This window comes from Citromicrobium sp. JLT1363 (genome assembly GCF_000186705.1).
GTDB lineage: Bacteria > Pseudomonadota > Alphaproteobacteria > Sphingomonadales > Sphingomonadaceae > Alteriqipengyuania.
This window is the reverse complement of sequence record NZ_AEUE01000004.1, coordinates 469,352-493,805: the sequence shown is the minus strand read 5'-3', so window position 1 is coordinate 493,805 and position 24,454 is coordinate 469,352. Positions and strand designations below refer to the sequence as shown.

Here is a 24,454-nt window from a genome sequence, read left to right as displayed (position 1 = left end):
TGTGGCGATGGATGAAAAGGGCGAAGCAGGCCCGGCGCACGAGGCCGGAGACGATGCGCGCGGCGGCGGGCTGGCAAGCCTGCTGACGCTTGTGCTGCTGGTCGCCCTTTTCGCGCTGACCGTGCGCACCTTCGCATTCTCGCTGTTCACGATCCCGAGCGAGAGCATGATGCCCCGCCTGATGCCTGGCGATACGATCGCGGCGAAGAAATGGCCCTACGGCTATTCGAGCAATTCGCTGCCGTTCGATCTGCCGCTGATTCCGGGCCGCTGGTTCGCACACCAGCCCCAGCGCGGCGACATCGTGATCTTCAAGCACCCGGTCGACCACACGGATTACGTCAAGCGCGTGATCGGCCTGCCGGGCGACGAGGTGGAACTGCGCGGCGGATATGTGATCCTCAATGGTCAGACGCTCAGCCAGTCGGCCACCGACGATGCAATCGTTCCGGTAACGCCCAACAACCCCTGCGGCTGGGGCGGGCGCGAGGAAGCGCGCCCCGCAGGCGGTGCGGACTGTCACTACACCCGCAATCGCGAATACCTGCCGTCGGGCGTAAGCTACGAAGTTATCGACTACGGAGCGACCGGGCAGGACGACTGGGGCCCGCGCACGGTGCCCGCCGGTACGATGTTCCTGCTGGGCGACAACCGCGACAACTCAATGGACAGCCGCTTCCCCGCAGTGCCCGGCGGCGGCATCGGCTTCGTCAGTCAGGACAAGCTGGTCGGCCAGGCCGGATCGATCCTGTGGTCGACCGACGGATCGGCCCGGTGGCTCGACCCCGAAAGCTGGTTCGAGGCGCTGCGGGACGAACGGACAGGGCAGGCACTGTGATCGGGAGTTTTGCATGAGCGAGTGGCGCAAGACCAGATCCTGGCTCCAGGGTATCGGCTTTGCCGCGCGCGACGAAGCGCTGTGGGTCGAAGCGCTGACGCATGGCAGCCTGGGCGAAAGCCGCGACTATCAGCGGCTCGAATTCCTGGGCGATCGCGTGCTCGGCCTGACGATTGCGGAATGGCTGTTCGAAACGCAGACGGACGCGGCCGAAGGGGCGCTGGCCCAGCGGCTCAACGCGCTGGTCAGCAAGCAGGCCTGCGCTGGGGTGGCGCGAAAGATCGGCGTGCCCGAGCATGTGCGGCTGGGCAGGCAGGCGCGCGACGACGGCGCTGCCGGCAGCGACAATATCCTTGGCGACGTGATGGAATCGCTGCTCGGCGCCCAGATGCGCGAGGCCGGTTTCGACGATGCCAAGACGCTCGTGCGGCGGCTATGGGCGGACGCGGTGGAAGGCGATGCCGGTCGCGCGAAACATCCAAAGTCCGCGCTGCAGGAATGGGCGGCGGGCAATCGCCGGCGCCCGCCCGAATACGCGCTGATCGACCGATCCGGCCCCGATCATGCCGCGCGCTTCACCGTCCGGGTTTCGGTGAGGAATGTCGGCGAGGCAGAAGCGATGGCAAGCAGCAAGCAGGAAGCGGAAACGGCGGCGGCAAAAGCGTTTATGGAGCGCTATGGGTAGCGCGCGCTTGCGCTCGCCCTTCGACAGGCTCAGGACGAGCGGGATATGACCGATACAGAAAATTCATCCGCCAAGAGCGGCGAGAAAAAGCAGAAATGCGGCGTGGTCGCCGTGCTCGGCGCGCCCAATGCGGGCAAGTCCACGCTGGTCAATGCGCTGGTGGGCCAGAAGGTCGCCATCGTCAGCGCCAAGGCGCAGACGACGCGCGCGCGCATGCTGGGCATCGCGCTGCACGAGAGCGACGAGGCCAGCACACAGATGATCCTGGTCGATACGCCGGGCATCTTCGCGCCCCGCCGCCGGCTCGACCGCGCGATGGTGAGCGCGGCGTGGGAAGGTGCGGAAAGCGCGGACGCGGTGCTGCTGCTGGTCGATCCGGTGAAGCAGCGCCGACACGAGCTGGAGCCGCTGCTGGAACAGCTGGCCGGCCGTCCCGAGAAGAAGATCCTGGTCCTCAACAAGGTGGATGTCGCCAGGAAGGAGCCCCTGCTGGCGCTGGCGCAGGAGCTTTCCGGCAAGGTCGAGTTCGCGGAGATATACTTCATTTCCGCGCTCACCGGCGATGGCGTGCCCGAGTTGAAGGACGCGCTGGCGGCCGAAATGCCCGAAGGCGTGTGGATGTATCCCGAAGATCAGGTCTCCGACGCGTCCGAACGCCTGCTGGCGACCGAGATCACGCGCGAACAGCTCTACCGCCAGCTGCACGAGGAACTGCCTTACGACAGCGCGGTGCGGCCCGAGAAATATGTCGAGCGCAAGGACGGCAGCGTGGAAATCCACCAGCAGATCGTGGTTGCGCGCGAAAACCAGCGCGCGATCGTGCTGGGCAAGGGCGGCAGCCGGATCAAGGAAATCGGCTCCGCCGCGCGCGAGGAACTGAGCGAGTTGCTGGGCCGCAAGGTCCACCTGTTCCTGCACGTCAAGGCGACCGAGAACTGGTCGGAGGACAAGGAAATCTTCGAGGAAATGGGCTTGGACTGGGTGCGCTGATCGCGCTAACCTTCCGGCACAACCTTCACAGAGAGTCTCGCATGCGCATCACCACCGCCCTTCCCGTCACCCTCGCCGCCTCCCTCGCGTTGAGTGCATGCGCCACCGTACCCGATGACGGATCGGCAAGCTGCCCAACGGTGAGCCGCGATTGGCAGGCATGGATCAATGCCATGCCCGGACCGGATGCGCAGCGCACGCTGCACATCACCGGCAGTGTCGACATGCCCACGCCCGGCTATTCGCTGGAGCTGGTGGGAGGGCCCGCCGACCGGATGCAACCGCCGGGCCTGCGTTTCCGCATGGAAGTCACGCCGCCCGATGGGCCGGTGACGCAGGTGATCACGCCTACCGAGGTGCGTTATAGCGAACCGACACCCTATTCGCAGATCCGCGAGATCATGATCACCTGCGCGGATCGCCCGGTGGTGGTGATTACCGAAGTGCCGGTGGCGCAGTAGCGTGACGACGCGGGGACAGGGCGTCCCCGCCGCTATCGGCCAGCCTCGCGGGCAGCCGCAGGGTCGTTGGCGGAGGACGCCGCTTCCCGTTCCCGCACGGCCTCGGTCGGCGTGACGAATCGCGCACCTTGCGCCTTCAGGAACATCACGATCCGCCTGAACTCTTCCATCCGCGCCGGGTCGTCGACCCAGCTTCGCGGATGGCCCTGGATCACCAGCACCGGTTCATCGCGATGCGCCGCATATCCGGCGCGGAAACTCTCGAAATCGGGGATGTGCACCGGGTATTCGATATTGACCGCCGCGATGCGCGGTAGCGGACTTTTGCGCGATGGCGCGGCTTCCTCGCTCGTGTCCTTGTACATCCATACGCGCACATCGTCGCGATCGGCCAGCACACGTGCAGTGTTCGCATCCGTGCTGTTGTAGGGCGCGCCGAACGTTGAGAAGGTAATTCCCAGCATCCGCTCGCCCAGGTATTGCGTGCGCGCGATGGCCGCTTGCTGCTCCGCCAGCGAACGCCCCCGGAATTCGCGGACATGCGCCGTGCCCTCTCCGCTGCGGCAATGGCAGTAACCGTGGTTCCACAGCTCGTGGCCTCGCGCATCGCGGGCAAGCAGCCAGTCCACCGCCTCTTGCCGGGGTTCCTCCAGCCCCTCGCCGATCACGCCGATCGTGGCGGTCACATCCTGCGCTTCGAGAAAGCGAAAAACCTCTTCCCAGCCCGGGTGAACGCCGCCGTCGGCACGAAAATCGTCGAGCTTCAAGACGATGGCGGGGGCCGGGCTCGAACCGGCCTCTTCGACGTCCGTCAGCGACGCGCAAGCCGAGAGCACGCCGCCCAGAGCAAAAGCCAGCAACCAGCGGATCACCGCAATCCTCCCCCGGTCATGACCGGGGGCCGCCGCGCGCCATGTCCTCCAAGCTCGCTCTCCAGAAGCCCTCTCCTATCGCTTTTTCGCAATCGCGATCTTGTTCTTCTTGGCGAAGTCCCTGGTCGATTCCTCGCTGCGGTTCAGCGCCTTGGCAATCTGCTTGAGGCCTTGCCCCTTGCCGGCCAGCACCTTCAGCTGTCCCGCCTCCTCGCCCGTCCAGGGCTGCTTGTGCCGCTCGAACTTGTCCTTCGCCATCAGTCGTCCGCCTTCTTGGCGGTGGCTTTCTTGGCAGGAGCCTTCTTCGCGGCAGGCTTCTTCGCAGCCGCCTTCTTGGCCGGGGCCTTCTTCTTGGCGGGAGCCTTTTTCTTCTTCTTGGCCGGCCCCTTGGCGATGCGGGCATTGATCAGTTCGATCGCCTGCTCCTCGGTCACGTCTTCGGGCTTCACATCCTTGGGGATGGTCGCGTTGGTCGTGCCGTCGGTGACGTAGGGGCCATATCGGCCGGGCATCACCTTCATTTCGGCTTCGGAGGTCGGATGCTTGCCGAGAACCTTGATCGGCTCCGCCTTGGCGCGCCCGCGGCCGCCCTTCTGAGCCGCTTCGGCGAGCAGCGTGACCGCGGCGTTCATGCCGGTGTCGAACACATCGGCCGTGCTGGTGAGCCTGGCATACTTGCCATCGTGACGCAGGTATGGCCCGTAACGTCCTATCGACGCTTCGATGTCATTGCCCGTCTCCGGATGCTGGCCGACGATGCGCGGGAGGCTCAGCAGCTTGAGCGCCATCTCCAGATCAAGCTCGCCGATATCCTTGGGGATGCTGGCACGCTTGGCCTCCTTGCCCTCGCCCAGCTGCAGGTACGGCCCGAAACGGCCCGTCTTGCGCTCGACCGGCAGTCCGGTTTCCGGATCTTCGCCGAGCACCGCATCCTCGGCCACTTCGTCCGCATCCGAACCCGGCTGCGCGAAGCGGCGGGTGAACTTGCACTCAGGATAGTTTTCACAGGCCACAAACGCACCGAAGCGACCACCGCGCAGGTGCAGGCGGCCCCCGGCGCGCCCTTCCTGGTCGCACAGCGGGCAGAAGCGCGGATCCTTGCCATCGGCGCGTTCGGGGAACAGGTAGTCGGACAGGAACGTGTCGAGCACCGCCGTGATGTCCGACGGTTTCTGCTCCATCACCTCGTCGGACTTCGGCTTGAAGTCCTTCCAGAACGCTTCGAGGATCGCCTTCCACTCGGCGCGCCCGCCGGAGACATCGTCGAGCTCTTCCTCCATCCCTGCGGTGAAGTCGTAGGCGACATAGGTGGGGAAGAAGCGTTCGAGGAAGGCGGTCAGCAACCGGCCCGATTCCTCGGCGAAGAAGCGGTTCTTCTCGATCCGCACGTATTCGCGGTCGCGCAGCGTCTGGATCGTGGAGGCGTAGGTGGAGGGGCGCCCGATGCCGAGCTCCTCCAGCTGTTTGACCAGCGATGCTTCGGAATAGCGCGGAGGTGGCTGGGTAAAGTGCTGGTTGGCCTCGACGCTCTTGCGCGCCGGGGCATCGCCTTCGCGCATGTGCGGCAGCAGACCGCCGTCCTCGTCATCGCCCTTGTCGTCGAAGCCTTCCTGATAGACTGCGAGGAAGCCGGGGAACTTCACCACCTGGCCGGTGGCGCGAAGCGAGTGCTGCCCGCTGCCCTCGGTGAGCGTTACGGTGGTGCGTTCGAGCTGCGCGGTCGCCATCTGGCTCGCCAGCGCGCGCTTGAAGATCAGGTCGTAAAGCCGTGCCTCGTCGCCAGATCCTGCCTTGTCCTTGCGGAAATCGGTCGGCCGGATCGCTTCGTGCGCTTCCTGAGCATTCTTCGCCTTGGTCTTGTAAAAACGCGGTTTTTCCGGGCGATACTCGGCGGAGTAGCGATCGGTGATCGCATCGCGGCAGGCGTCGATGGCGCTCTGGTCCATGCTCACGCCGTCGGTACGCATGTAGGTGATCGCGCCCGCTTCGTAGAGCGACTGCGCGCACCGCATCGTGTGGCTGGCCGAGAAGCCGAGCTTGCGCGCGGCCTCCTGCTGCAGGGTCGAGGTGGTGAACGGCGGCGCGGGATTGCGCTTGACCGGCTTGGTCTCGATCCCGGCGACCGTAAAGCGCCCTTCCTCGACCGCCTGCTTGGCGGCCATGGCGGAGGCTTCGTCGCCCAGCGTCAGCTTCTCCAGCTTCTTGCCGTCGAGCGTCACCAGCCGCGCTTCGAAGCCCGTACCGTCATGTTCGAACTGCGCAACGATCGACCAGTACTCGTCCGCCTTGAAGGCCTCGATCTCACGCTCACGGTCGACGATGATGCGCAGCGCGACCGACTGCACGCGGCCCGCCGACTTGGCGCCGGGCAGCTTGCGCCACAGCACCGGCGAAAGCGTGAAGCCGAACAGGTAGTCGAGCGCGCGGCGCGCCAGATAGGCGTCGATCAGGTCCTGGTCGAGCGCGCGCGGCTTCTTCATCGCCTCGGTCACCGCACCCTTGGTGATCGCGTTGAAGGTCACCCGGTCGACATTGGTCGGCAAGGCTTTGCGCTTCTTGAGCATGTCCAGCACGTGCCAGCTGATCGCCTCCCCCTCGCGGTCGGGGTCGGTTGCGAGAACGAGGCGGTCGGCATTCTTCGCTGCGTCGGCGATGGCCTTGACCTGGCTACGCTTGCGCTGGTCGGAATAGATCTCCCAGTCCATCGCGAAATCCTCGTCCGGCCGCACGCTGCCGTCCTTGGGCGGCAGGTCGCGGATGTGGCCGTAGGAGGCGAGAACCTTGAAGTCCTTGCCGAGATATTTCTCGATTGTTTTCGCCTTCGCGGGCGATTCGACGATGACCAGTTGCATAAGAGTGGGGGCGTTCCTTCACGTGTACGTACGCGCGAGAGTGGGAATCGGATACGCATTTCGTCAAGCGGGCAAGCGCCCGATCGCGGGATTTATTCGAAAACCTCCGCCTTGGCCCCGCCGCTGCGGGCCAGGAGCGAGAAGACTGCCAGGCCTACCGCGGTGCTCAGCACGCTGCCGAGGTAGACAAGCGCGTTGCCACCCAGCGCCAGCGGCCATGAAACCGCAGCGTACTCGTCGATGACGAGGAGGAAGGCCAGCGCGCCTGCCATGCTGACAGCAGCGGGGACAAGCATGGCAAGCAGGATGGGCACGACATGCCCGCGTGTCGCGTCCCAGCTTTCGCCCATCGCGGTGGAGACATCCATGTCCTCCGCCAGGGCGAAGCCGTAGGCGGGCGCCCAGCGCGCCCACAGGTACAGGCCCGGCACGATCAGCAGCAGAAACCCGGCGCCAATAGCGATGCCCGTCAGAAAAGAGAGGCCGAAATAGGTGCCGAACCCTCTGCTGCCCATGCGCTCGCCCGGCACCCCTTCGACGATCAGGATCATGGTCAGCGCGAAGGTCGCGCCGATATCGACTGCAAGGATGGCGAAGTCCGCCCCTTCGCCCCAGTCGTTCGTGTCGACCAGCATCGCACCGCCGATCATCAGCGCGAGATAGAGCAGCACGGCCAGGGGCGACGCGAGGATCAGCCGCCAGGCTTCGCCGAAAATCGCGGCGGATTGCGCGGCAAAGGGTATATTCTTGTCCATTCCGGTCCGTACCTACTCGAACACGTCCGCCACGCTCGTGTCGGCCGGTGCCACGAGGTGGAACACCGCGATGCTGAAGGCGAAGCTGACCGCGTTGCCGAAAGCCTCGGTAAGTCCCGAAATCGCCGTTGCGAGCCCCAACAGGGGCGAGAAAGAGCCCCCGCCGCCGCCCACCCCGGCATAAGCAACGCCCAGGACGACGCTGCTGAGCACAGCCAGCCCGATCCAGACCACCAGACCCGCGCCGAAGATCGACAGACCATGCCCGTCGGTCGCCTCCCAGCTCGCGCCCAGGCTTCCGGTAATCCCGTGCTCCCCCGTCAGCACGAAACCATTGGCGGCGGACCAGCGTACCAGCACGATGATGCCGGGAATGACCAGGAACACGAAGCCGATCATCACGCCGATCATCGCCAGGATCGACATGCCGACGAAGCTCCAGAAGCGCGCACCATTGCGCATCGGGCGGCCCGTCGCCGCCATCATCTGCGTCAGCAGCACATAGCTGGCGATCACGAACAGCACCATGCTGCAGACGCCGAACAGCGCCTCGAGCGCGCTGGAAGTCTGGGTTTCCCACATTGTGTCCGTGAACCGCGCAGAGAAGAAGTTATCGTCTGCGGAAGCAAGCCCGAAGAGCCCGCCGGCGCCGTTGAACAGGCCCAGAACCACCACATAGGTAATGACCGCGCGGCCCGCCGCGCCGAGCACCTCCACCGTCTGGCCGAGTATGCCGCTGACGTCTGCTTCGCGTTCCATCTATTCCCCCTGTCCAATCCCCTGCGCCAGCACATATCGCGGCGATCGGACGGAGGAAAGGCTCACCTAGACCGACCGGCGGACCGGCTCGCCAATCGGGGCAGGCAGGCGGGCAGCCCCTAGCTCTCCCGGTCCTGCCCGAAATCCGCGGGCAGGACACAGCGGCCCGCGTCGTACTGTCCGACGCTGCGGATCACCTCGTCCTTTTCCGGTTCGATCCGGCGGCCCGAAATCTGGCTGTCGATCACGCGGCGCAGCAACTGGTCGAGCCGGGTGACGAGATAGCAATCGATTGCAGGCGGTGCGTGCGGATTGCCGATGCCGCTGTCGTCGGTGAGGAAGGTATAGCGCGACTGCGTAGCCGCCGCCATTGCGCGCATGACGTATTCGGCAAGGTCCGCGACACCCGATGCGCCCACCGGCACGATATGCACGCGATTGGCACGCAGATGCTCGGCCGCAAGCCAGGCGGTGGGCACGTCTTCGTCATGCGGCGGCGCATCCGCGACGAGCAGGAGCGACTTCACCGCATCCTCGCGCCAGTCCAGATTGGCTGCACGCACCAGAGCTTCCTGCATCGCCTCGGGATAATCCCCGCCGCCATTCGCGGACTGGGCCGCCAGCGTTTGGCGCGCCGCCGCCATGTCGCCGGTGAAGCCCACCGTTCTCGTGACGAAATCATCGCCTTGATCGCGGTAGAAGGTGAAACCCACGCGTATGTCCAGCTGCGGGTGGCGCTTGGCCAGCGCGGTTACGATGGTTTCGAGCTCCGCCTGGAGGAACCGGATCTCGTCACCCATCGAGCCGGTGACGTCGATCACCAGCGCAAGGTCGAGCTTCTTCACCGCCTGCGCCTGCTTTTTCCCGGTAATCCGCAGCGTCTGGCCGCCCGGCGCGCCAGAGATCGTCGCGGAACGCCATTCCCCGCCGCTGGCGCGGACCCATACCCTGTCGCTCAGGCGGTCGAGTTCGGGGAAGAACACCACGCTGCCATCGGCGACGGTGTCGAGTTCGATCGAATTGCCGTCTGCGCAGCGCAGCTCGACCGTCTCGAACGGCATCGCCCGACCCGCCCGGTCGCGCACCTCCACGGTGAACAGCCGCGCGGTGTCGAGCACGGGCACCTGCGCTCCGCCCTGCCCCACGTTCGAGCGCGCGACATAGGCGGCGTAAAGTTCGGGGTTGAGAAGATCGTCATGCTCGCCCGCCGTCAGCAATCCGCTCTGCGGACGGGGAAGGCGTGGCCCCGGCGGCATGGGGGCCGAGGATTCGGCGCTTTCGCCGCCATCGGAGTCCGAAACCGTCACCGCTCGTGCAGCCGACCCGGTGACCACGATGCTTCCCGCTTCGGCTTCCGAGGAGAGGGAAGGAGGCGGCGGAGGCGGAGGCGGAGGCGGAGACGGAGGCGGAGGCGGCGGTGCCGACGGAGGCGGCGGGCTGGAGCCTGGCGCGACCTCCTTCGCCCTCCCGGCCGACCCTTCTGCCGAAGTGAGCGGGCCGGGCCGCTGCTCGGGCACAGGCTCGGTCCCGAGGTCGGGCAACGGAGCGGGCGTGCGGCAGTAGCCCTCCCTCGCGCTCGCACCCGTCGCGGCGGGGGCTTCCCGCGCGAGCGCCGGTGCGCCGAACGGAGCTGGAGCCAGCATGGCAATACCGCAAAGAAGGCCCACAGATCTGCGCATCGATTTTCCCCTCATCATCCCTGGAGCAAAACCTGAATGTCACCCAAACTCCTGAACCGGCAATGAGCGGTCTGTCACCCACCGGCCAGCGATACCTTGCCCCCGGCATGCCGATCTAGCCGCCCGGCGATCTCCAGCTCCAGCAGCGCCAGTTGCACCGCCGCTGCGCTCGTCCCCGACTGGCGGATGAGCTCGTCGACCGAGACCGGCGCGCTGGTGAGCAGACTTGCGATATCGGCAGGCTCCACCTGCGCCATATCATCGGGCACGGCTTCGTACGCGCCTGACGGTTCGTGGAAGGTGCTGCGCGGCGAGCCGTCGAAACTGCTGAGCAGTTCGACCACGTCCGAAGGCTCCTGCACCAGCACCGCGCCTTCGCGGATCAGGTGGTTGCAGCCGTGGCTGCGCGCGTCGAGCGGGCTGCCGGGGATCGCCATCACCTCGCGCCCGTATTCGCCCGCCAGCCGCGCGGTGATCAGGCTGCCGGATTTCACCGCCGCCTCCACCACCAGCGTTCCCAGCGCCAGCCCGGCGATGATCCGGTTGCGGCTGGGGAAGTGGCTGCCGCGCGGCTCCGTGCCCGGAGGCTGTTCGGCGATCAGCAGGCCTTCGCTCGCAATCCGCTCCTGCAGGTCGGCGTGCTGCGGCGGATAGGCGATCTCGATCCCGCTCGCGATCACGCCGATGGTGCGTGGGAAAGCGCCCTCGTGCGCCGCCCCGTCGATCCCGCGCGCGAGCCCGGAGACCACGACGAAGCCTTCTGCGGACAGTGCCGATGCAAATTCGCGCGCCAGCTTCACCGCCGCCGCGCTGGCGTTGCGCGCGCCGACCATCGCGACCACCGGCTTGCTCGCCAGCGACAGATCGCCCTTGTAGGTGATGATCGGCGGCGCGCCGTCGCTTTGGGCGAGCGCTTGCGGATAATCCGGCTGGTCGTGGAACAGGTATCGCGCGCCGTGGCGCTTCACCGCGTCGATCTCGCTTCGGACGGCGTCCTGCTTCGCGAGCGTATAGTGCCCGCCCCCCTTCTTCGCGATCCCCGGCAGAGCCTCGACCGCCGCCTCCCCGCTGCCATAGCGGGCGAGCAGCTGCGCGAAACTGACCGGGCCGATCCGGGGGCTGCGCAGCAGGCGGATGCGCGCAAACGCTTCTGCCTGCGACAGCGCGCTCATTTCCTGGCGCCGACCCTGGGTTCCTCGCCCTTCACCAGCCGCCCGATATTCGCGCGGTGGAGCCACAGGACCAGCGCCGCGATCAGCGCGAGGACCGGGACGAGGGCCTCGTATTGGAGGACGGCGGCGGCAATGGCGGCGCACACGACCGCGGCCATCCCGGCGAGCGAGCTGATCCGCACCCCGCCGAGCACACCCAGCCAGACGATCGCGTAGGTGAGGCCCAGCGGCCAGGCGAGCCCGAAGCATACACCCGCATTGGTCGCCACACCCTTGCCGCCCTTGAACTTCAGCCAGACCGGGAAGCAGTGCCCGATCACCGCGAACAGCGCGGCGGCAGGCACGGGCCCGAGGGCCGCAGCGGGCATCGTATCGGGCTGGTCGAACAGCGCGCGCGCGATCAGCACCGGCGCGAGACCTTTTACGAGGTCGAGCAGCAGGGTCGCCGCCGCCAGCTTCTTGCTGCCGGTGCGCAGAACATTCGTGGCGCCGATATTGCCGCTGCCCTGCGCGCGCACATCGCCCAGCCCCGCCGCGCGGGTGAGCAGGTAGCCGAAGGGAATCGAGCCGAGGAGGTAGCCGATCAGCGCGGCGAGTAACGTGTCCATGCCTGCTCCCATAGCCCGGTCAGGCCGCATGTCGAAGTCTCGTGTGGCCAATTGCGCCCGGATTGGTGGGAGTACCAGCAGACCGTACCTTGCGCGCCGCGACGCTGCGGGTAAGCCTCGATCGCATGGACGGGCGGCAAACCGATGCTCTGGACGCGGCAATCGCGCGGCTGACCGCGAAGGAGCGCGAGTGCCTGCGACTGTGGCTCGAGCACAAGACCGCGAAGGAAATCGCGCTCGAGCTCGGCATTTCACATCACGCGGTCGAGAAACGGCTGAAGATGGCACGTGCCAAGCTGGACGTGGCGACATCGCTCGAAGCGGCGCGGGTTCTTGCTCAGGCCGAGGGGTACGACCGGCCCGTAACCGGTCCGCCGGACCTTCCTCCGCCGGCCGTTCCGCACAAAGCCTGGCAACTTCCGACCATTGCCCTTGGAGGTATTGCCATGTTGCTTACGCTCGTTCTCGCCGTCGCCCTCGCCCCGGCGTCACCCTCTTCCGAAGCTACCCAAGTTGCGGACCAGACTCGCGAGATCGAACTGGACGGCGATCTGGAGCGGATTTTCGATGAGCTCGACAGGAACGCCAGTGGTTTTCTGGAGGCGCCCGAATCGCCCTTCGTCACGCTGACTTTCGAGGATCGAGATAGCGGCACGGGAACGGAAATCGGCGGCACGGAGCAAGCGATGGTTTTCCAGGATCGCGCTCCCGGCGAAAAACTCGCCGAAGATCTCAAAGGCACCGTAGTCCTCGGCGCGGCTGACGATCCCAAACAGCTCGCCGCGTTTTACGATGAGGCCGATACCGACGGCGACGGGCGCATCTCCTTCCGCGAGTACCACAGCTGGAGCCGCGCCAGCCTTGCCGAACTCGGCATCGAGCGGACCAGCGTGCTGAAGATCCAGCACCCTTCGGAGAATTGACCGGAGGGGCGCGCGGGGCCATGCCGCCCGGGCATGAATCCCGCCGCCCCCATCCTGATCTTCGATTCCGGCGTCGGCGGGCTGACGATCCTCGCCGAAGTTCGCAAAGCAATGCCGCAAGCGCCGGTGATCTACGCCGCCGATTTCGCGGGCCTGCCCTACGGCACCAAGAGCGAGGCGGAGGTTGCCGCGCGGGTCTGCGGTCTGCTGGGGCGGATGGCGGAGCGCTATCAGCCGCGCCTCATCTGCATCGCGTGCAACACCGCCAGCACCATTGCGCTGGGCATGGTGCGCGACGTGCTCGAAATCCCGATTGTCGGCACGGTACCCGCGATCAAGCCCGCCGCCGCGCTGACCGCAACGGGCGTCATCGCGCTGCTTGGGACCGCAGCCACCATCCGCCAGCCCTATGTCGACCGGCTGGAACGCGAATTTGCATGGGACAAGACGCTCGTCAGGTACCCCGCACCCGGCCTCGTCGCGGCGGCGGAAGCGAAGCTGCGCGGTGAAGCGGTGCAAGCCGCCGTAGCCGACGCCGTTGCCGAGCTTATGGCAGACCGATGGAGCGAACGGATCGACACGCTGGTGCTCGCCTGCACGCACTTCCCGCTGCTCTCCGAAGAATTGCGTGCGGTGTTCGGCGAAGACGTGAGACTGGTCGATGGGGCCGCGGGGATCGCCCGGCGCATCGCCTCGCTGACCAAAGGGCAGGACTTTGTGCGCGAAACCAGCGATTTCGCGGTGGCGACGGGCGATGGACAAGGCCTGGCCGCCCTCGCCCCTATGCTCGAACGCCATGGACTCATGCGCGTTACGCAATTCTGATTGCAAAATATCCGGCACCTTTGCGAATCACTCGCAAAGATCGCGCTGGAATCTGCCGTTTTTGCAGCTTAAACGGGCTCGCACTGTGACCAATTACAGCCATATATTCGACCGGGCGATCGATCGCCTGCACGAGGAAGGCCGGTACCGCGTCTTCATCGATATCCTGCGCAACAAGGGTGCCTACCCTAACGCGCGCTGCTTCCATGGCCACAACGGCCCGAAGCCGATCACCGTGTGGTGCTCCAACGACTATCTCGCGATGGGCCAGCACCCCAAGGTGACCGAGGCGATGGAAGAGGCGCTGCACGATGTCGGCGCGGGTTCGGGCGGCACGCGCAATATCGGTGGCAACACGCACTACCATATCGAGCTTGAGGCAGAGCTGGCGGACCTGCACGGCAAGGAAGCCGCGCTGATCTTCACCAGTGGCTACGTATCGAACGACGCAACGCTCTCCACCCTGGCGAAGCTGCTGCCGGGCTGCGTGATCTTCTCCGACGAGCTCAACCACGCCAGCATGATTGCCGGCATCCGCAACTCGGGCTGCGCCAAGCGCGTGTTCAGGCACAACGACCTCGACCATCTCGAGGAACTGCTTGCCGCCGAAGACCCCGACACGCCCAAGGTTATCGCCTTCGAAAGCGTCTATTCGATGGATGGCGACGTCGCCCCGCTGCACGCGATCTGCGACCTGGCCGAGAAGTACAACGCGCTGACCTATTGCGACGAGGTCCACGCGGTCGGCATGTACGGCGCGCGCGGCGGCGGTATTTCGGAACGCGACGAGGCGGCGCACCGGATCGACATCCTCGAAGGCACGATGGGCAAGGCCTTCGGCGTGATGGGAGGCTATATCGCGGCGGACAAGCGGATCGTGGATTGCATCCGCAGCTACGCCCCCGGCTTCATCTTCACCACCTCGCTCTCGCCGGTGCTGGTCGCAGGCGTGCTCGCCTCGGTGCGGCACCTCAAGTCCAGCAGCGAGGAACGCGACGCGCAGCAGGCGGCCGCCGCTCTGCTCAAGCAGATCATGCGCGATGCCGGGCTGCCGGTGATGGATTCCACCACCCACATCGTGCCCCTGATGGTCGGCGACCCGGTAAAAGCGAAGCGGATCAGCGACATCCTGCTCGCCGAATACGGCGTCTACGTCCAGCCGATCAATTTCCCGACAGTGCCCCGCGGCACCGAGCGCCTGCGCTTCACCCCCGGCCCCGCGCATACAGAGGACATGATGCGCGAACTGGTCGACGCGCTGGCCGAGATCTGGGACCGGCTGGAACTGGAGCTGCGGCAGGCGGCGTAGCCCGCACAAATCGGCCCCTTTGCGGAACCGAGCGGCTTTTGAACCGCTTGCCCAGCATGGCAGAGATAACAAAAGTAAAGCCCGGCACCCTCACCGATTTCGGCGACGGGTTCCATCACATCCGCGGATCGTTCAAACTCGGCGGGGTTCTCGACCTCGGCACGCATTGCGCGCTGGTCGAGCTGCCCGACGGGCGGTTCGTCTTTCTCGACAGCTATACGCTGGACGATGATCTGAAAGCCAAGGTCGACGCGCTGACCGATAACGGGCGCAAGGTCGCGGCGATTATCAACCTGCACCCCTTCCACACGCTGCACTGCGAATGGATGGCCAAGGCCTACCCCGACGCAAAGCTCTACGGCACGAAGCGCCATCACGAGAAGTTTCCCGAGCTCAAATGGGAAAGCGGGCACTGCGAGGCAGGCGCGCTCGACGGTCTGTTCGGCGACGCGCTGGAGTTTTCGATCCCCGAAGGCGTGCAGATGGTGTGCGAGGACGAGAACGTGCATTTCTCCTCCGTACTCGCTTTTCACAGGCCCAGCGGCACGATCTTCGTCGACGACACGCTGTCGTGCATCAAGGCGCCCTTCCCGCTCTCGCTGCTGCCGATCACGGGCAAGCTGGCCTTCCACCCCACGCTGGCCAAGGCGCTGGAACCCAACCCCCATGCCGCAGACGCCTTCCGCGAATGGGCCATTCACATGGGGCAGGACTGGGCCGACGCCCGCCGCGTGGCGACCGCGCACAACACCACCATGGAGCTGAACGCCGGCGAATTTCCCGAAAAAGTCGGCGCGGCGCTCGGCAGAATCTCTAAGATACTCGAGAAGCACCGCACGGTGCCACGCAGCGCCGAGTAGAACGCGAGGGGGGAGCCGGGCCAGGGCGCGCGCTCTTCCCCGCAGGTCACCCGCGAGAAGGGGCGCAGGTTCGTCAATGTCTCAGAATTCCTCCGACCAGACCTATGACGAGGTCGTCACAGGCCGCCGCTCCATCCGTGGCTTCCTGGACAGGCCGGTGCCGCGCGCCCTGATCGAGGAGGTGATCGCCCTCGCCACCCGTGCGCCCTCGTCCTACAACAACCAGTGCTGGAACTTCACGGTCGTCACGGGCGATCCGCTGGCCGCGATCCGGCAGGGCAATACCGAAGGCATCCTTGCGGGCCAGCCCGACAGCCGCGAGTTCCGGCGGCACGATCATACGCCCGACAGCCACCGTGCCCGGCAGGTCGCCGTCGCCAAGCAGCTGTTCGGCGCGATGGGGATCGAGCGGGAGGACAAGGCCGGCCGTCAGGACTGGATGATGCGCGGCTTTCGCCAGTTCGACGCGCCTGTTTCCATCGTCGTCACCTATGACCGCGAAATACTGGGCAGCGACATCGCGCCCTTCGATTGCGGCGCGGTGACCAACGCGCTGGTCAACGCCGCATGGTCGCGCGGGCTGGGATGCGTCATCAACTCGCAAGGCATCATGCAGAGCCCCGTGGTCCGCGAAAATGCGCAGATCCCGGAAGACCAGGTGATCATGATCTGCGTTGCGATGGGCTGGCCGGACCCGGACTTCCCGGCGAATGCCGTCATCTCGGAGCGCAGGCCTCTGGACGAAACGGCCCGCTTCATCGGCTTCGATGACTGAGCGCGCGGGCCTGGCACCGGGCGCGAGCCGGGCCGGTGTTCGAACCGGCAGACCAACGTGCGCACCAATTGCATTTTCAGCCGGGGGTAGCGATAAGAACTGCATGGACAAGCAATTACCGGCGGTCGCGTGGGACGCGGAGAGCGACCGTTCTTACAGTATCGCCAACCCGAAACCTGCCCAGTGGGTCCGACAGCTGGTCGAGACGAGCCCGATCGCATCGGTCGTTTCCGACCCGCGCCTGCAGGACAATCCCATCGTCGCGGTCAACCAGGCCTTCATCGAATTGACCGAATACGGGCCGGACGAAATCCTCGGCCGCAACTGCCGCTTCCTGGCGGGCGAAGGCACCGAGCCGTGGCTGACCGAGAAAATCCGGTCGGGCGTGCGCGAGAAGAAGCCGGTGCTGGTCGAAATTCTCAACTACAAGAAAAGCGGCGCGCCCTTCCGCAACGCCGTGCTTGTCGCGCCGATCTACGACGAGGCGAACGAGCTGCTCTATTTTCTGGGCAGCCAGGTGGAGATCGATTGCGACGAACCGCAGCTTGCCGCCAGCCGCCGCGAGCGCGCCTCCGCGATGCTGCAGACGCTCTCGCCGCGGCAGTTCGAAGTGACCCGGATGGTGGCCAGCGGGCTGCTGAACAAGCAGATCGCCGCCGCGCTCGGCCTGTCGGAAAAGACGGTGAAGATGCACCGCAAGCTGGTGATGGAAAAGCTGGAGCTGCGCACCTCGGCCGATCTGATCCGGGTCGCGGTGGAAGCCGGGATCTAGCGCCTTCGCTACGGGCTTGAGGGCCTAGGGCGAAGGTCCATGTTCCGGTGCGCCGGTCGCGCTCCTATCTCCAGAATGCCACGCGGCCGGCCGTCCTTCGTACTAGCTGTCCCGCCTCCGCCTCGGACGCGCCGCCGTGTGGCACCCTTTGGAAACGCCGCATTCGTCGACCAATCCGTCGATCCGAAACGCACGCCGATCCATCGCCGATAGCAATGCGGACGCCGCGCGCTACATAGGCGCGATGCACTTCCTGCAATCGACATGGCTGCGCCAGAACACCCCGTTGGTGGGCGTTGGAGCAATCCTGCTGCTGGCCTTCGCCGGGCTGGCGATCGCAGGCGCCTCGCACTCCGGGCCGCAAACCCCCGTCGCGCAGGTGGAACCGCTTTCCCCCACCCCCCTCCCCGTCGAGGCGTTGCCCGCCAGCGGGGAGGATGCGGACACGATCCAGTCCGAGCTGGAGCCTGACGACGCGCAAGCGCTCAACGCTGCGGTCGCGATTGTTGAGGAAGGGCCGGGCACCGCGCCGCCCTTCCGCTTTTCGGGCAACGGCGCCGACCGGTCGCGGGCGCGCGACTGCCTCGCCCTGGCTGCAATGGCGGAGGCGGGCTATGGCGATGCGGACCAGCGCGCGGTGATGCAGGTGATCCTCAACCGAACGCGCCACCCCGGTTTCGCCAACACGGTATGCGGAGTGGTCTACCAGGGATCGCATCGCCCCACCGGTTGCCAGTTCACCTTCACCTGCGATGGGTCGCTGGCCCGCACCTACCCGCAGGCGCAGTGGCGCGCCGCGCGCGAAAGGGCCGAGGAAGCGCTGGGCGGACGGGTCGAGGCGGCGGTCGGCAACGCGACCCATTACCACGCCAACTACGTCTACCCGTGGTGGAGCGACCAGCTGGACAAGATCGCCGTGGTCGGCCCGCACCTGTTCTTCCGCTGGCGCGGCTTCTGGGGCAGCACCAAAGCCCTGTCGGCCACCTATCGCGGCGGAGAGCCCGATCCCATGGCGCTGCGTACGGTGGCGCAGGCGGTCGATCGTCCGATGGGTGAACTGCCCAGCCTGGTCGCCGACGATGCAGCAGTGCGCAGCATCACGGCAGAGACGGTCGGCAGGAGTGCACGCGAGGCAGGCGAAGAACGGCAGAGGCAGTCGAGCACGCCCCAACCCTCCGGCCCGGGACCGGGCGCGCACTTCGTGCTCGTGGGATCGGGCGACGATCCCGGTGCGATCATTGCACGCGCACGGGGCCTGTGCCCGGGAGAGCGCTTCTGCCAGGTCTATGGCTGGAGCGAGGCAGGCGCGATCCCCTCCGAACTGCCGCTGTCCAACGATGCCCGCCGCCAGCTGCGCTTCAGCTATCTCGCGCCGCGCAACGGCAATCCGGAAGCGATCTATTTCGACTGTCGCCTGTTCGCCCAACCGGCAGAGGGCCGGTGCATGCCCTCCGCCCGGCCGTGATCGACGCAGTTTGCGGGAGAGCGCGCGCCCTCCCGCATCCGTGCGCCTAGGCTGTCTGCGCGCTGACCTGCTTCGCGCACCGGTCCACCCAGTCGCGGACCTCCGGCCCGGCAGGCAGCGCATCGCCGAACCACTGGAACGGAGAGCTCAGCAGCATGTCCGCCGCGCTGAACCGCTCGCCCAGCAGCCAGGGACCTTGGCGTAGCCGAGTGGCCAGCGTCCCCAGCATGCGTTCCATGTCGCCCAGGCCGTCGGTGACGACCGGATGCGACACCTCCGCCCATTGCAGGATCAGCAGCGGCTCCATCACGCCCTGGTAATAGGCCAGCCACGAAAGGTACGCGCCGCGCCCGGCCTCGCCCGCCAGCGGGCCCAGCTTGGCCTGCGGGTACTTGTCGGTCAGGTAGAGCATGATCGCCCCGCGCTCGCGCACATGCTCGTCCCCATCGACGAGATAGGGCACCTTCTTTTCCGGGTGCGGATTGGCCGGGTCCTGCGCGCCCGAGCCGTCCTGCCGCCGGATGGTGACCTCGCGGATATCGACATCCGCGCCGAGCATGCGGACCAGATCGACCACCGTATCGGAGCGCGACTGGGGCGAGTGATAGAGCGTAAGCATGTGCTTTTTCCTTTCCGTTTGCGGTGGCGCAGGGATATGCCCACCCTCCTGACAGAAAGAGGCAGTAGCGATGGCGCGGCAGGACAGATTGATGCGGCTGCTCGCCGCGCTCCGGCGGCTGCCCTCGCCCGTCACCGCGCGGCGCCTCGCGGCGGAAACGGAGATTTCGGAGCGCCAGCTCTATCGCGATATCGCCACGCTGCGCGCGGGCGGCGTCCTGATCGATGGCGCGGCGGGCTACGGCTACACGCTGACCGAAGACCCCGCGCTGCCCCCGCAGAGCTTCTCCCGCCTCGAAACCGAAGCGCTGATGCTGGCGGTCGGCAGTCTGGAGGAGCTGGGTGACGAGCGGCTCGCGAAGGCCGGGCGCGATGCGATGGCGCGGATCATCGCGACCCTGCCCGACCGTCAGGCGCGCCAGTCCATGCACGCGATCATGCGGTCGTGGCGCATGCCCGCAGAGCGTCCGCAAATCGCGGTCGATGTCGACCTGCTACGCCAGGCCTGCTGGGACGAGATGAGCGTGACGATTACCTATCGCGACCGGCAGGAGCGGGTCACACAGCGCGAAATCCTGCCGCTCGGCCTGTCGTACAGCCCGACGACGCTGATGCTGGTCGGATGGTGCCTGCTGCGGGAAGACTACCGCAGCTTCGAGGTTGCCCGGATGGAACGGCTCGACCTCGGAACGGTCAGCTTCCGCCCGCGTCGCGCGGAGATGCTGCGACGCTACAAGACGCTGCGCATGGCCGAATGGGAAGCGCAGAAAGCCGCGGAACGGGAGGAGGCGGGGCGCGCCGCCACCTGATTTCAGCGCAGATTGACCACGTTGTCCGTTTCCGGGAGCACACGGCGACCATCGTAGAGGCTCAGCATAGGCTCGTCCTCCACCACGATCGCCTGCGTCGCACCAAAGCCGTTGAAATCGGTCTTCATCGCCGCGCCGTAGGCGCCCAGCATGCCGACTTCGATATAGTCTCCGGCCGCAATCTCCGCAGGAAGCGCGAAGGGGCCTTCCATGAAGTCCGCATCGTCGCAGGTCGGGCCGTACAGAGCGAAATCGTCTGCCGGCGCGCTGTCTGCATGGTCCAGCGCCTTGACCGGGAATTTCCACCCCAGATGGGCCGCATCGTACAGCGCGCCATAGGCGCCGTCATTGATGAAAAGCTCGGTCCCGCGCCGCTTTTCCACGCGGGCGAGAAGCGACGAATATTCCGCGCACAGCGCCCGGCCGGGTTCGCACCACAGTTCGGACGAATAGGAAATCGGCAGCGATTCCGCCGCGCGGAAGATGACGTCGAAATAGTCTTCCAGCGGCGGCGGCTCCATACCCGGATAGATGCTCGGGAAGCCACCGCCCACGTCGATGATGTCGATCACCACGCTGGACGAGGCAATGGCGGCGCGCGCACGCTCGATCGCCTGGACATAGGCGAACGGCGTCATCGCCTGGCTGCCGACATGGAAGCACACGCCCAGCCAGTCGCAGTGCTGGCGGGTCTGCTGCAGCAGCACCGGCGCGTCGATCAGGTCGGCGCCGAACTTGCTGGCCAGCGAAAGCTCGGAAAACTCGCTGGACACGCGCAGGCGCACCAGCAGCTTCAGATCCTTCGCAGGGCTTCCATCGGGCGCACGGCAGGCGTCGACGATCTTGGCCAGTTCCTCCTCGCTATCGAGGCTGAAGGTGCGGCAGCCATGCTGGTGGTAGGCTTCGGCGATCGCGCTCTTCGCCTTCACCGGATGCATGAAGCACAGCTCCGCTTCCGGAAGGATCGAACGTACCAGCCGCACCTCGGCAATCGAGGCGACGTCGTAATGGGTGATCCCGTTGTCCCAGAGGATACGTATGAGATCGGGCGAAGGGTTTGCCTTCACCGCATAGAGCGAACGCCCGCGAAAGCCGTCCGCGAAGAAACGCGCGGCGCGCGCCGCAGCGTGCGGACGGTTCAGAATGACCGGTTCGTCGGGCGCGAGGGCTGCGACTACGGATCGAGCGTCAGGATAAGTGGCCAATTCAAGGGACCCCCAAAACGGTGAAGTTTCAGAACCGGAAAATCCGGGGCTGCCTTGCGGTTTTAGAGTCCCCTTGGGGCAGCGGAAGCGCGCATCTAGAGGCTTCGCGCATGAATGCAAGCGGAATCTGAGATAGCAGCATGTGGTGAATCAACGCTGCGAGGCCGAGGGGTTCCGAGCTTGCTCTCCAAACGGGCTCAATTGGCCGAAATCCGTTCTCTCAGATGCTGCGCGACGTTCTTGTACTGGACTTCGAAAATGACGAGCTGCCGCAGCAGGTGCGCTGGCGTGACACCCCCTTCAAGCCTGATGTAGCGCCGGTAGAAGACGGTCTTTTCCGGCCCATGGGTGACGGTCTTGATCCCTGCGAACCCGCGATTGGCATCGAGCAGGATCGCTTCGGACACGCCTGCCAGCTCGGCGTCGGGGAACATGACGGTGATCGCGGCGCAGCGATTGCCGGGGGCGCGGTTGCATTGCTCCAGCTCGACATAGAAAGCCGGATCGTCGCCACCCTGAATGCGCAGCGTGTTCGTTTCTTCCACGGCGGCGAGCACGCGATACTCCGCCGATTCCAGGAAAGCCTCGAGCTCGGGAAGCGTCAGCGTGTCGATCAGCTGGACCTGCCGGGGTTGCTCGCCCGAAACCTGGGCCACGGCGGGCGCCGGGACCATCGCCGCCAGGCAGGCGGCCAGCGTGGCAATCCTGGAATATGTCATGGCTCTCCCCCCGGCCGCCCCGGTCAACTCAGCCGATTGCGAAATTCCTCGTAACCGAAGCGCTTCACGCAATCGAGCGCGTCGGTCTCGCTGTCCCACAGCCAGATCGATGGCAGCGGAACGCCGTTGAACGTGTTGGTCTTCACCATCGAATAATGCGCCTGGTCGAGGAAGGCGATGCGCTGCCCCGGCTCGTTCGGCACAGGCAGCGAATACTCGCCGACAACGTCACCCGCGAGGCACGACGGCCCGCCGAGGCGCACCGGCGGCTCGCCCGCCTTCTCGTGTAGCATGGCCGGGCGATAGGGCGCTTCGATCACATCGGGCATGTGACAGGTGGCCGAGATATCGGTGATGGCGAAAGGCCCGTCGTTCTCTCCGGTGTCGAGGATCGTGCCGACAAGGATGCCCGCATCCAGCGCCACCGCCTCCCCGGGCTCGAGGTAGATTTCCGCGCCGGTATCGTCCTTCGCATCGCGCAGGAACTCGATCAGCTCCTCGCGTGCGTAATCCGCCCGCGTGATGTGATGCCCGCCACCCATGTTGATCCACTTGAGCTGGCCGAAATACGGCTCGATCGCGTCGAACACCTTGTCCCACGTGCGATGCAGCGGCTCGAACCCCTGTTCGCACAGGTTGTGGAAGTGGATGCCCTCGACGCCTTCCATATGCTCCTCGGTAAGCTGGCTGAGGGGGAAGCCGAGTCGGCTGCCCGGGCTCGACGGATCGTAGCGCGGCACTTCGCCCGTGGGCACCTGCGGATTGATCCTGAGGCCAACATCGAAGGCACCGCCGCTGGCCTTCGCCTGCTCCAGAATCAGCGCGGCGCGCTGCATCTGGCCGGGCGAATTGAAGATCACATGGTCGGAAAGCCGCGCGACCTCTTCCAGTTCGTCTGGCTTGTAGGCGGCGCAATAGGTGCTGATCTCGCCATCGTAGAACTCGGAGGCGAGCCGCGCTTCCCACAGGCCGGAGGTGCATACGCCGTCCAGATATTCGCCGATGATCGGCGCGGTGCTCCACATGGAGAACGCCTTGAGCGCGCTGAGCATCTTGATCTCCGCCTCGTCGCGGATTTCGGCCAGGATGCGGCAGTTCTCGCGCAGCTTCGCCGCGTCCACCACGAAGGCGGGCGTCTCGACGCGGTTGAGATCGAATTGGGCGAAGGCGCCCGGGTCGCCGGCTCTGGTTTCCATGACTAGCGCTTCTCCAACAATCGCAGGGCTTCGGCCAGGGCCGGATCGGTCCCATCGCGGGCCGTACTGGCCGGCTCTACAGGAACGTTTGCGACGTAATCTTCGCGCGGTGTGCCGTCGACATGGAACAGCGCCTCGCCACCCAGATCGACGCGCGCGCCGCTCAGCTCGAGCTGTTCGTTCCACAGCCCGCCCAGCAGGTCGCCCATGTTGGAGCCGATCGTGGTTGCGCCGGTGGCCGCATCCATCCCGATGACGATGCCTTCGCCCATGCTGCCGGTCCAGCGGCCGTGGAGCACGAACACGGGGCCGCCGAAGAAAGGCTCGCGCGGGAAGACGTATTCCACGAACTGGCGCGGCACGGTGAACTCGCGTTCCAGCGCGGGGATGCGGTGCATCTGGTAGGGACGCACCCGATCGGTGAAGTGCCCGATGATCGAGCGGCCGACCTCAGTGTTCCCGCCGCTCGGCGTTTCGCGCATGTCGAGGATGACGGCCCGCGCCCCCGCCGCGATGGCGTTCTTCAGCGCTGCGTCGAAGGCGGTGATGGTGTCGTTATTGCCGAGCGAATTGAGCGGCGAGAGCACCGCCACATCGCCGCGCGGCCCGACGAAGGACAGGTCGACAGGTTCGCGCTCGCGCAGGGAATTGGCCCAGTCGCGCGTCGAACCCAGCTCGAAGGTGCGGACCTGGCCGTTCGCCTTGCGCAGTTCGAGCGATCGGTCGCCCTTGCGCCGCCCGTTGACTGCCAGCGTCAGCCCGTAATCGAACTGGTCGGCGGCGGGATCGGGCAGAACCTCTCCGAAAGGCGCCTGGGCCGCAGCGCGCGCCGGTTTACCGTCCACGGACAGCACCTCGTCACCCGGCCGCAGCCCGGCATCGAAGGCAGGCGATCCGCGCCGGACATCGACGATCAGCGCCTTGCCATCCTCGAACCGGGCATCGAGATCGGCGGCGGTCATCACGATCGCGTAGTCGTCATCCTCGAACGGGCCGACGATCAGGTGCGGATCCATGAAGGTCAGTGCGGTGCGGTGCATGATCCGCCGCAGCGCCGCCTTGTCGGGCGCCTTCGCGGCCAGCGCGCGGGAGCGGTCCAGCTGCGCCTCGACGTCGATATCGTCGCGCTCGATATAGGCATACCCGCGCCGCAGCACCTGCTCGAACTCGTCCCATGCAGCAGCCGCGTCGAAGGCAGTCGCACTCTGGTCGGATTCGGACGGAGCCTCCTGCGCCGCCAGAGGCATGGCCAGCATCGCCAGCAAAACGCACCCGAAGGCAAGCCTGCGCATAATCGATAGGTCCCT

The 24,454-nt window shown here is 66.1% G+C and carries 25 protein-coding genes and 1 tRNA gene; 12 read left to right on the top strand and 14 right to left on the bottom strand.

The window, feature by feature from the left end:
* The first annotated feature begins 7 nt into the window (after nucleotides 1-7).
* From lepB to ADAD_RS0109215, 4 genes are read left to right on the top strand one after another with little or no spacing between them, the layout of a single operon-like run.
* On the top strand, nucleotides 8-838 hold the full coding sequence (gene lepB, locus ADAD_RS0109230) for a signal peptidase I (RefSeq protein ID WP_010412966.1): 831 nt from the start codon (nucleotides 8-10) through the stop codon (nucleotides 836-838).
* A gap of 13 nt (nucleotides 839-851) precedes the next feature.
* Nucleotides 852-1,523, top strand: coding sequence for a ribonuclease III (gene rnc / locus ADAD_RS0109225; protein ID WP_010412964.1), 672 nt, complete (start codon nucleotides 852-854; stop codon nucleotides 1,521-1,523).
* Nucleotides 1,524-1,568: 45 nt separating this feature from the next.
* Nucleotides 1,569-2,513, top strand: coding sequence for a GTPase Era (gene era / locus ADAD_RS0109220; RefSeq protein ID WP_010412962.1), 945 nt, complete (start codon nucleotides 1,569-1,571; stop codon nucleotides 2,511-2,513).
* A 41-nt stretch (nucleotides 2,514-2,554) separates the two neighbouring features.
* Nucleotides 2,555-2,974, top strand: coding sequence for a hypothetical protein (locus tag ADAD_RS0109215; RefSeq protein WP_083825597.1), 420 nt, complete (start codon nucleotides 2,555-2,557; stop codon nucleotides 2,972-2,974).
* A gap of 32 nt (nucleotides 2,975-3,006) precedes the next feature.
* Here the strand turns inward: ADAD_RS0109215 and ADAD_RS0109210 are convergent, their stop codons facing one another.
* From ADAD_RS0109210 to plsY, 9 genes are all read right to left on the bottom strand, one after another.
* Entirely contained in the window at nucleotides 3,007-3,747 is a 741-nt protein-coding gene (locus tag ADAD_RS0109210) for a DUF2334 domain-containing protein (RefSeq protein ID WP_139020411.1), read from the bottom strand.
* Nucleotides 3,747-3,816 (bottom strand) — tRNA-Arg (locus ADAD_RS16985). The genes ADAD_RS0109210 and ADAD_RS16985 overlap by 1 nt, the downstream gene beginning before the upstream one ends.
* Before the next feature lie 105 nt (nucleotides 3,817-3,921).
* Nucleotides 3,922-4,104: a hypothetical protein gene (locus ADAD_RS0109205; protein WP_010412956.1), complete on the bottom strand. Its 183-nt coding sequence runs from the start codon at nucleotides 4,102-4,104 to the stop codon at nucleotides 3,922-3,924.
* Nucleotides 4,104-6,698, bottom strand: a complete 2,595-nt coding sequence (gene topA, locus ADAD_RS0109200) for a type I DNA topoisomerase (protein ID WP_010412954.1) — start codon at nucleotides 6,696-6,698, stop codon at nucleotides 4,104-4,106. Before topA ends, ADAD_RS0109205 begins: the two co-directional genes overlap by 1 nt.
* Before the next feature lie 92 nt (nucleotides 6,699-6,790).
* Nucleotides 6,791-7,453, bottom strand: a complete 663-nt coding sequence (locus ADAD_RS0109195) for a hypothetical protein (RefSeq protein WP_010412952.1) — start codon at nucleotides 7,451-7,453, stop codon at nucleotides 6,791-6,793.
* A gap of 12 nt (nucleotides 7,454-7,465) precedes the next feature.
* Nucleotides 7,466-8,212, bottom strand: coding sequence for a hypothetical protein (locus ADAD_RS0109190; RefSeq protein ID WP_010412949.1), 747 nt, complete (start codon nucleotides 8,210-8,212; stop codon nucleotides 7,466-7,468).
* 119 nt (nucleotides 8,213-8,331) lie between these two features.
* Nucleotides 8,332-9,546 carry a vWA domain-containing protein gene (locus ADAD_RS0109185; protein WP_237700802.1) on the bottom strand — a complete coding sequence of 405 codons (1,215 nt, stop codon included), beginning with the start codon at nucleotides 9,544-9,546 and terminating at the stop codon, nucleotides 8,332-8,334.
* A 419-nt stretch (nucleotides 9,547-9,965) separates the two neighbouring features.
* Nucleotides 9,966-11,063, bottom strand: coding sequence for a DNA-processing protein DprA (gene dprA / locus ADAD_RS0109180; RefSeq protein WP_010412946.1), 1,098 nt, complete (start codon nucleotides 11,061-11,063; stop codon nucleotides 9,966-9,968).
* On the bottom strand, nucleotides 11,060-11,671 hold the full coding sequence (gene plsY, locus ADAD_RS0109175; RefSeq protein WP_033193268.1) for a glycerol-3-phosphate 1-O-acyltransferase PlsY: 612 nt from the start codon (nucleotides 11,669-11,671) through the stop codon (nucleotides 11,060-11,062). Before plsY ends, dprA begins: the two co-directional genes overlap by 4 nt.
* 65 nt (nucleotides 11,672-11,736) lie before the next feature.
* Here plsY and ADAD_RS0109170 point away from each other — a divergent pair, with 65 nt between their 5' ends.
* From ADAD_RS0109170 to ADAD_RS0109140, 7 genes are all read left to right on the top strand, one after another.
* A complete protein-coding gene (locus ADAD_RS0109170) occupies nucleotides 11,737-12,594 on the top strand; it encodes a sigma factor-like helix-turn-helix DNA-binding protein (protein ID WP_237700801.1) in 858 nt (285 codons plus the stop codon).
* A 33-nt stretch (nucleotides 12,595-12,627) separates the two neighbouring features.
* Nucleotides 12,628-13,419, top strand: coding sequence for a glutamate racemase (murI, locus tag ADAD_RS0109165; RefSeq protein WP_010412940.1), 792 nt, complete (start codon nucleotides 12,628-12,630; stop codon nucleotides 13,417-13,419).
* Between the two features lie 85 nt (nucleotides 13,420-13,504).
* Nucleotides 13,505-14,728 (top strand): 5-aminolevulinate synthase, encoded by a 1,224-nt coding sequence (hemA, locus tag ADAD_RS0109160; protein ID WP_010412938.1) that lies wholly within the window; start codon nucleotides 13,505-13,507, stop codon nucleotides 14,726-14,728.
* A 56-nt stretch (nucleotides 14,729-14,784) separates the two neighbouring features.
* Nucleotides 14,785-15,588, top strand: coding sequence for a hypothetical protein (locus tag ADAD_RS0109155; protein WP_010412936.1), 804 nt, complete (start codon nucleotides 14,785-14,787; stop codon nucleotides 15,586-15,588).
* A 76-nt stretch (nucleotides 15,589-15,664) separates the two neighbouring features.
* Nucleotides 15,665-16,363: a nitroreductase gene (locus ADAD_RS0109150; RefSeq protein ID WP_010412933.1), complete on the top strand. Its 699-nt coding sequence runs from the start codon at nucleotides 15,665-15,667 to the stop codon at nucleotides 16,361-16,363.
* 103 nt (nucleotides 16,364-16,466) lie between these two features.
* The gene (locus ADAD_RS0109145) at nucleotides 16,467-17,135 is read left to right on the top strand and encodes a LuxR C-terminal-related transcriptional regulator (protein WP_010412930.1); all 669 of its coding nucleotides are present in this window, start codon (nucleotides 16,467-16,469) and stop codon (nucleotides 17,133-17,135) included.
* Between the two features lie 136 nt (nucleotides 17,136-17,271).
* Nucleotides 17,272-18,600 carry a cell wall hydrolase gene (locus ADAD_RS0109140; RefSeq protein WP_237700800.1) on the top strand — a complete coding sequence of 443 codons (1,329 nt, stop codon included), beginning with the start codon at nucleotides 17,272-17,274 and terminating at the stop codon, nucleotides 18,598-18,600.
* 46 nt (nucleotides 18,601-18,646) lie between these two features.
* Here ADAD_RS0109140 and ADAD_RS0109135 read toward each other — a convergent pair whose 3' ends face one another.
* Nucleotides 18,647-19,219, bottom strand: a complete 573-nt coding sequence (locus ADAD_RS0109135; RefSeq protein WP_010412925.1) for a glutathione S-transferase family protein — start codon at nucleotides 19,217-19,219, stop codon at nucleotides 18,647-18,649.
* A gap of 70 nt (nucleotides 19,220-19,289) precedes the next feature.
* On the opposite strand from ADAD_RS0109135, the gene ADAD_RS0109130 reads away from it, so the two are divergent.
* Complete coding sequence (locus ADAD_RS0109130; RefSeq protein WP_010412923.1) at nucleotides 19,290-20,027, top strand: helix-turn-helix transcriptional regulator; 738 nt, start codon at nucleotides 19,290-19,292, stop codon at nucleotides 20,025-20,027.
* 2 nt (nucleotides 20,028-20,029) lie between these two features.
* On the opposite strand, the gene ADAD_RS0109125 is transcribed toward ADAD_RS0109130, so the two are convergent.
* The 4 genes from ADAD_RS0109125 to ADAD_RS0109110 all read right to left on the bottom strand — a co-directional run bounded on the left by ADAD_RS0109125 (nucleotide 20,030) and on the right by ADAD_RS0109110 (nucleotide 24,439).
* Nucleotides 20,030-21,232, bottom strand: a complete 1,203-nt coding sequence (locus ADAD_RS0109125) for a decarboxylase (protein WP_010412920.1) — start codon at nucleotides 21,230-21,232, stop codon at nucleotides 20,030-20,032.
* Between the two features lie 197 nt (nucleotides 21,233-21,429).
* Nucleotides 21,430-21,951, bottom strand: coding sequence for a YbjN domain-containing protein (locus ADAD_RS0109120; RefSeq protein WP_010412917.1), 522 nt, complete (start codon nucleotides 21,949-21,951; stop codon nucleotides 21,430-21,432).
* A gap of 23 nt (nucleotides 21,952-21,974) precedes the next feature.
* The gene (locus ADAD_RS0109115) at nucleotides 21,975-23,147 is read right to left on the bottom strand and encodes a carboxynorspermidine decarboxylase (protein ID WP_010412914.1); all 1,173 of its coding nucleotides are present in this window, start codon (nucleotides 23,145-23,147) and stop codon (nucleotides 21,975-21,977) included.
* 2 nt (nucleotides 23,148-23,149) lie between these two features.
* Nucleotides 23,150-24,439, bottom strand: a complete 1,290-nt coding sequence (locus tag ADAD_RS0109110) for a S41 family peptidase (protein ID WP_010412911.1) — start codon at nucleotides 24,437-24,439, stop codon at nucleotides 23,150-23,152.
* Between the last annotated feature and the right edge of the window lie 15 nt (nucleotides 24,440-24,454).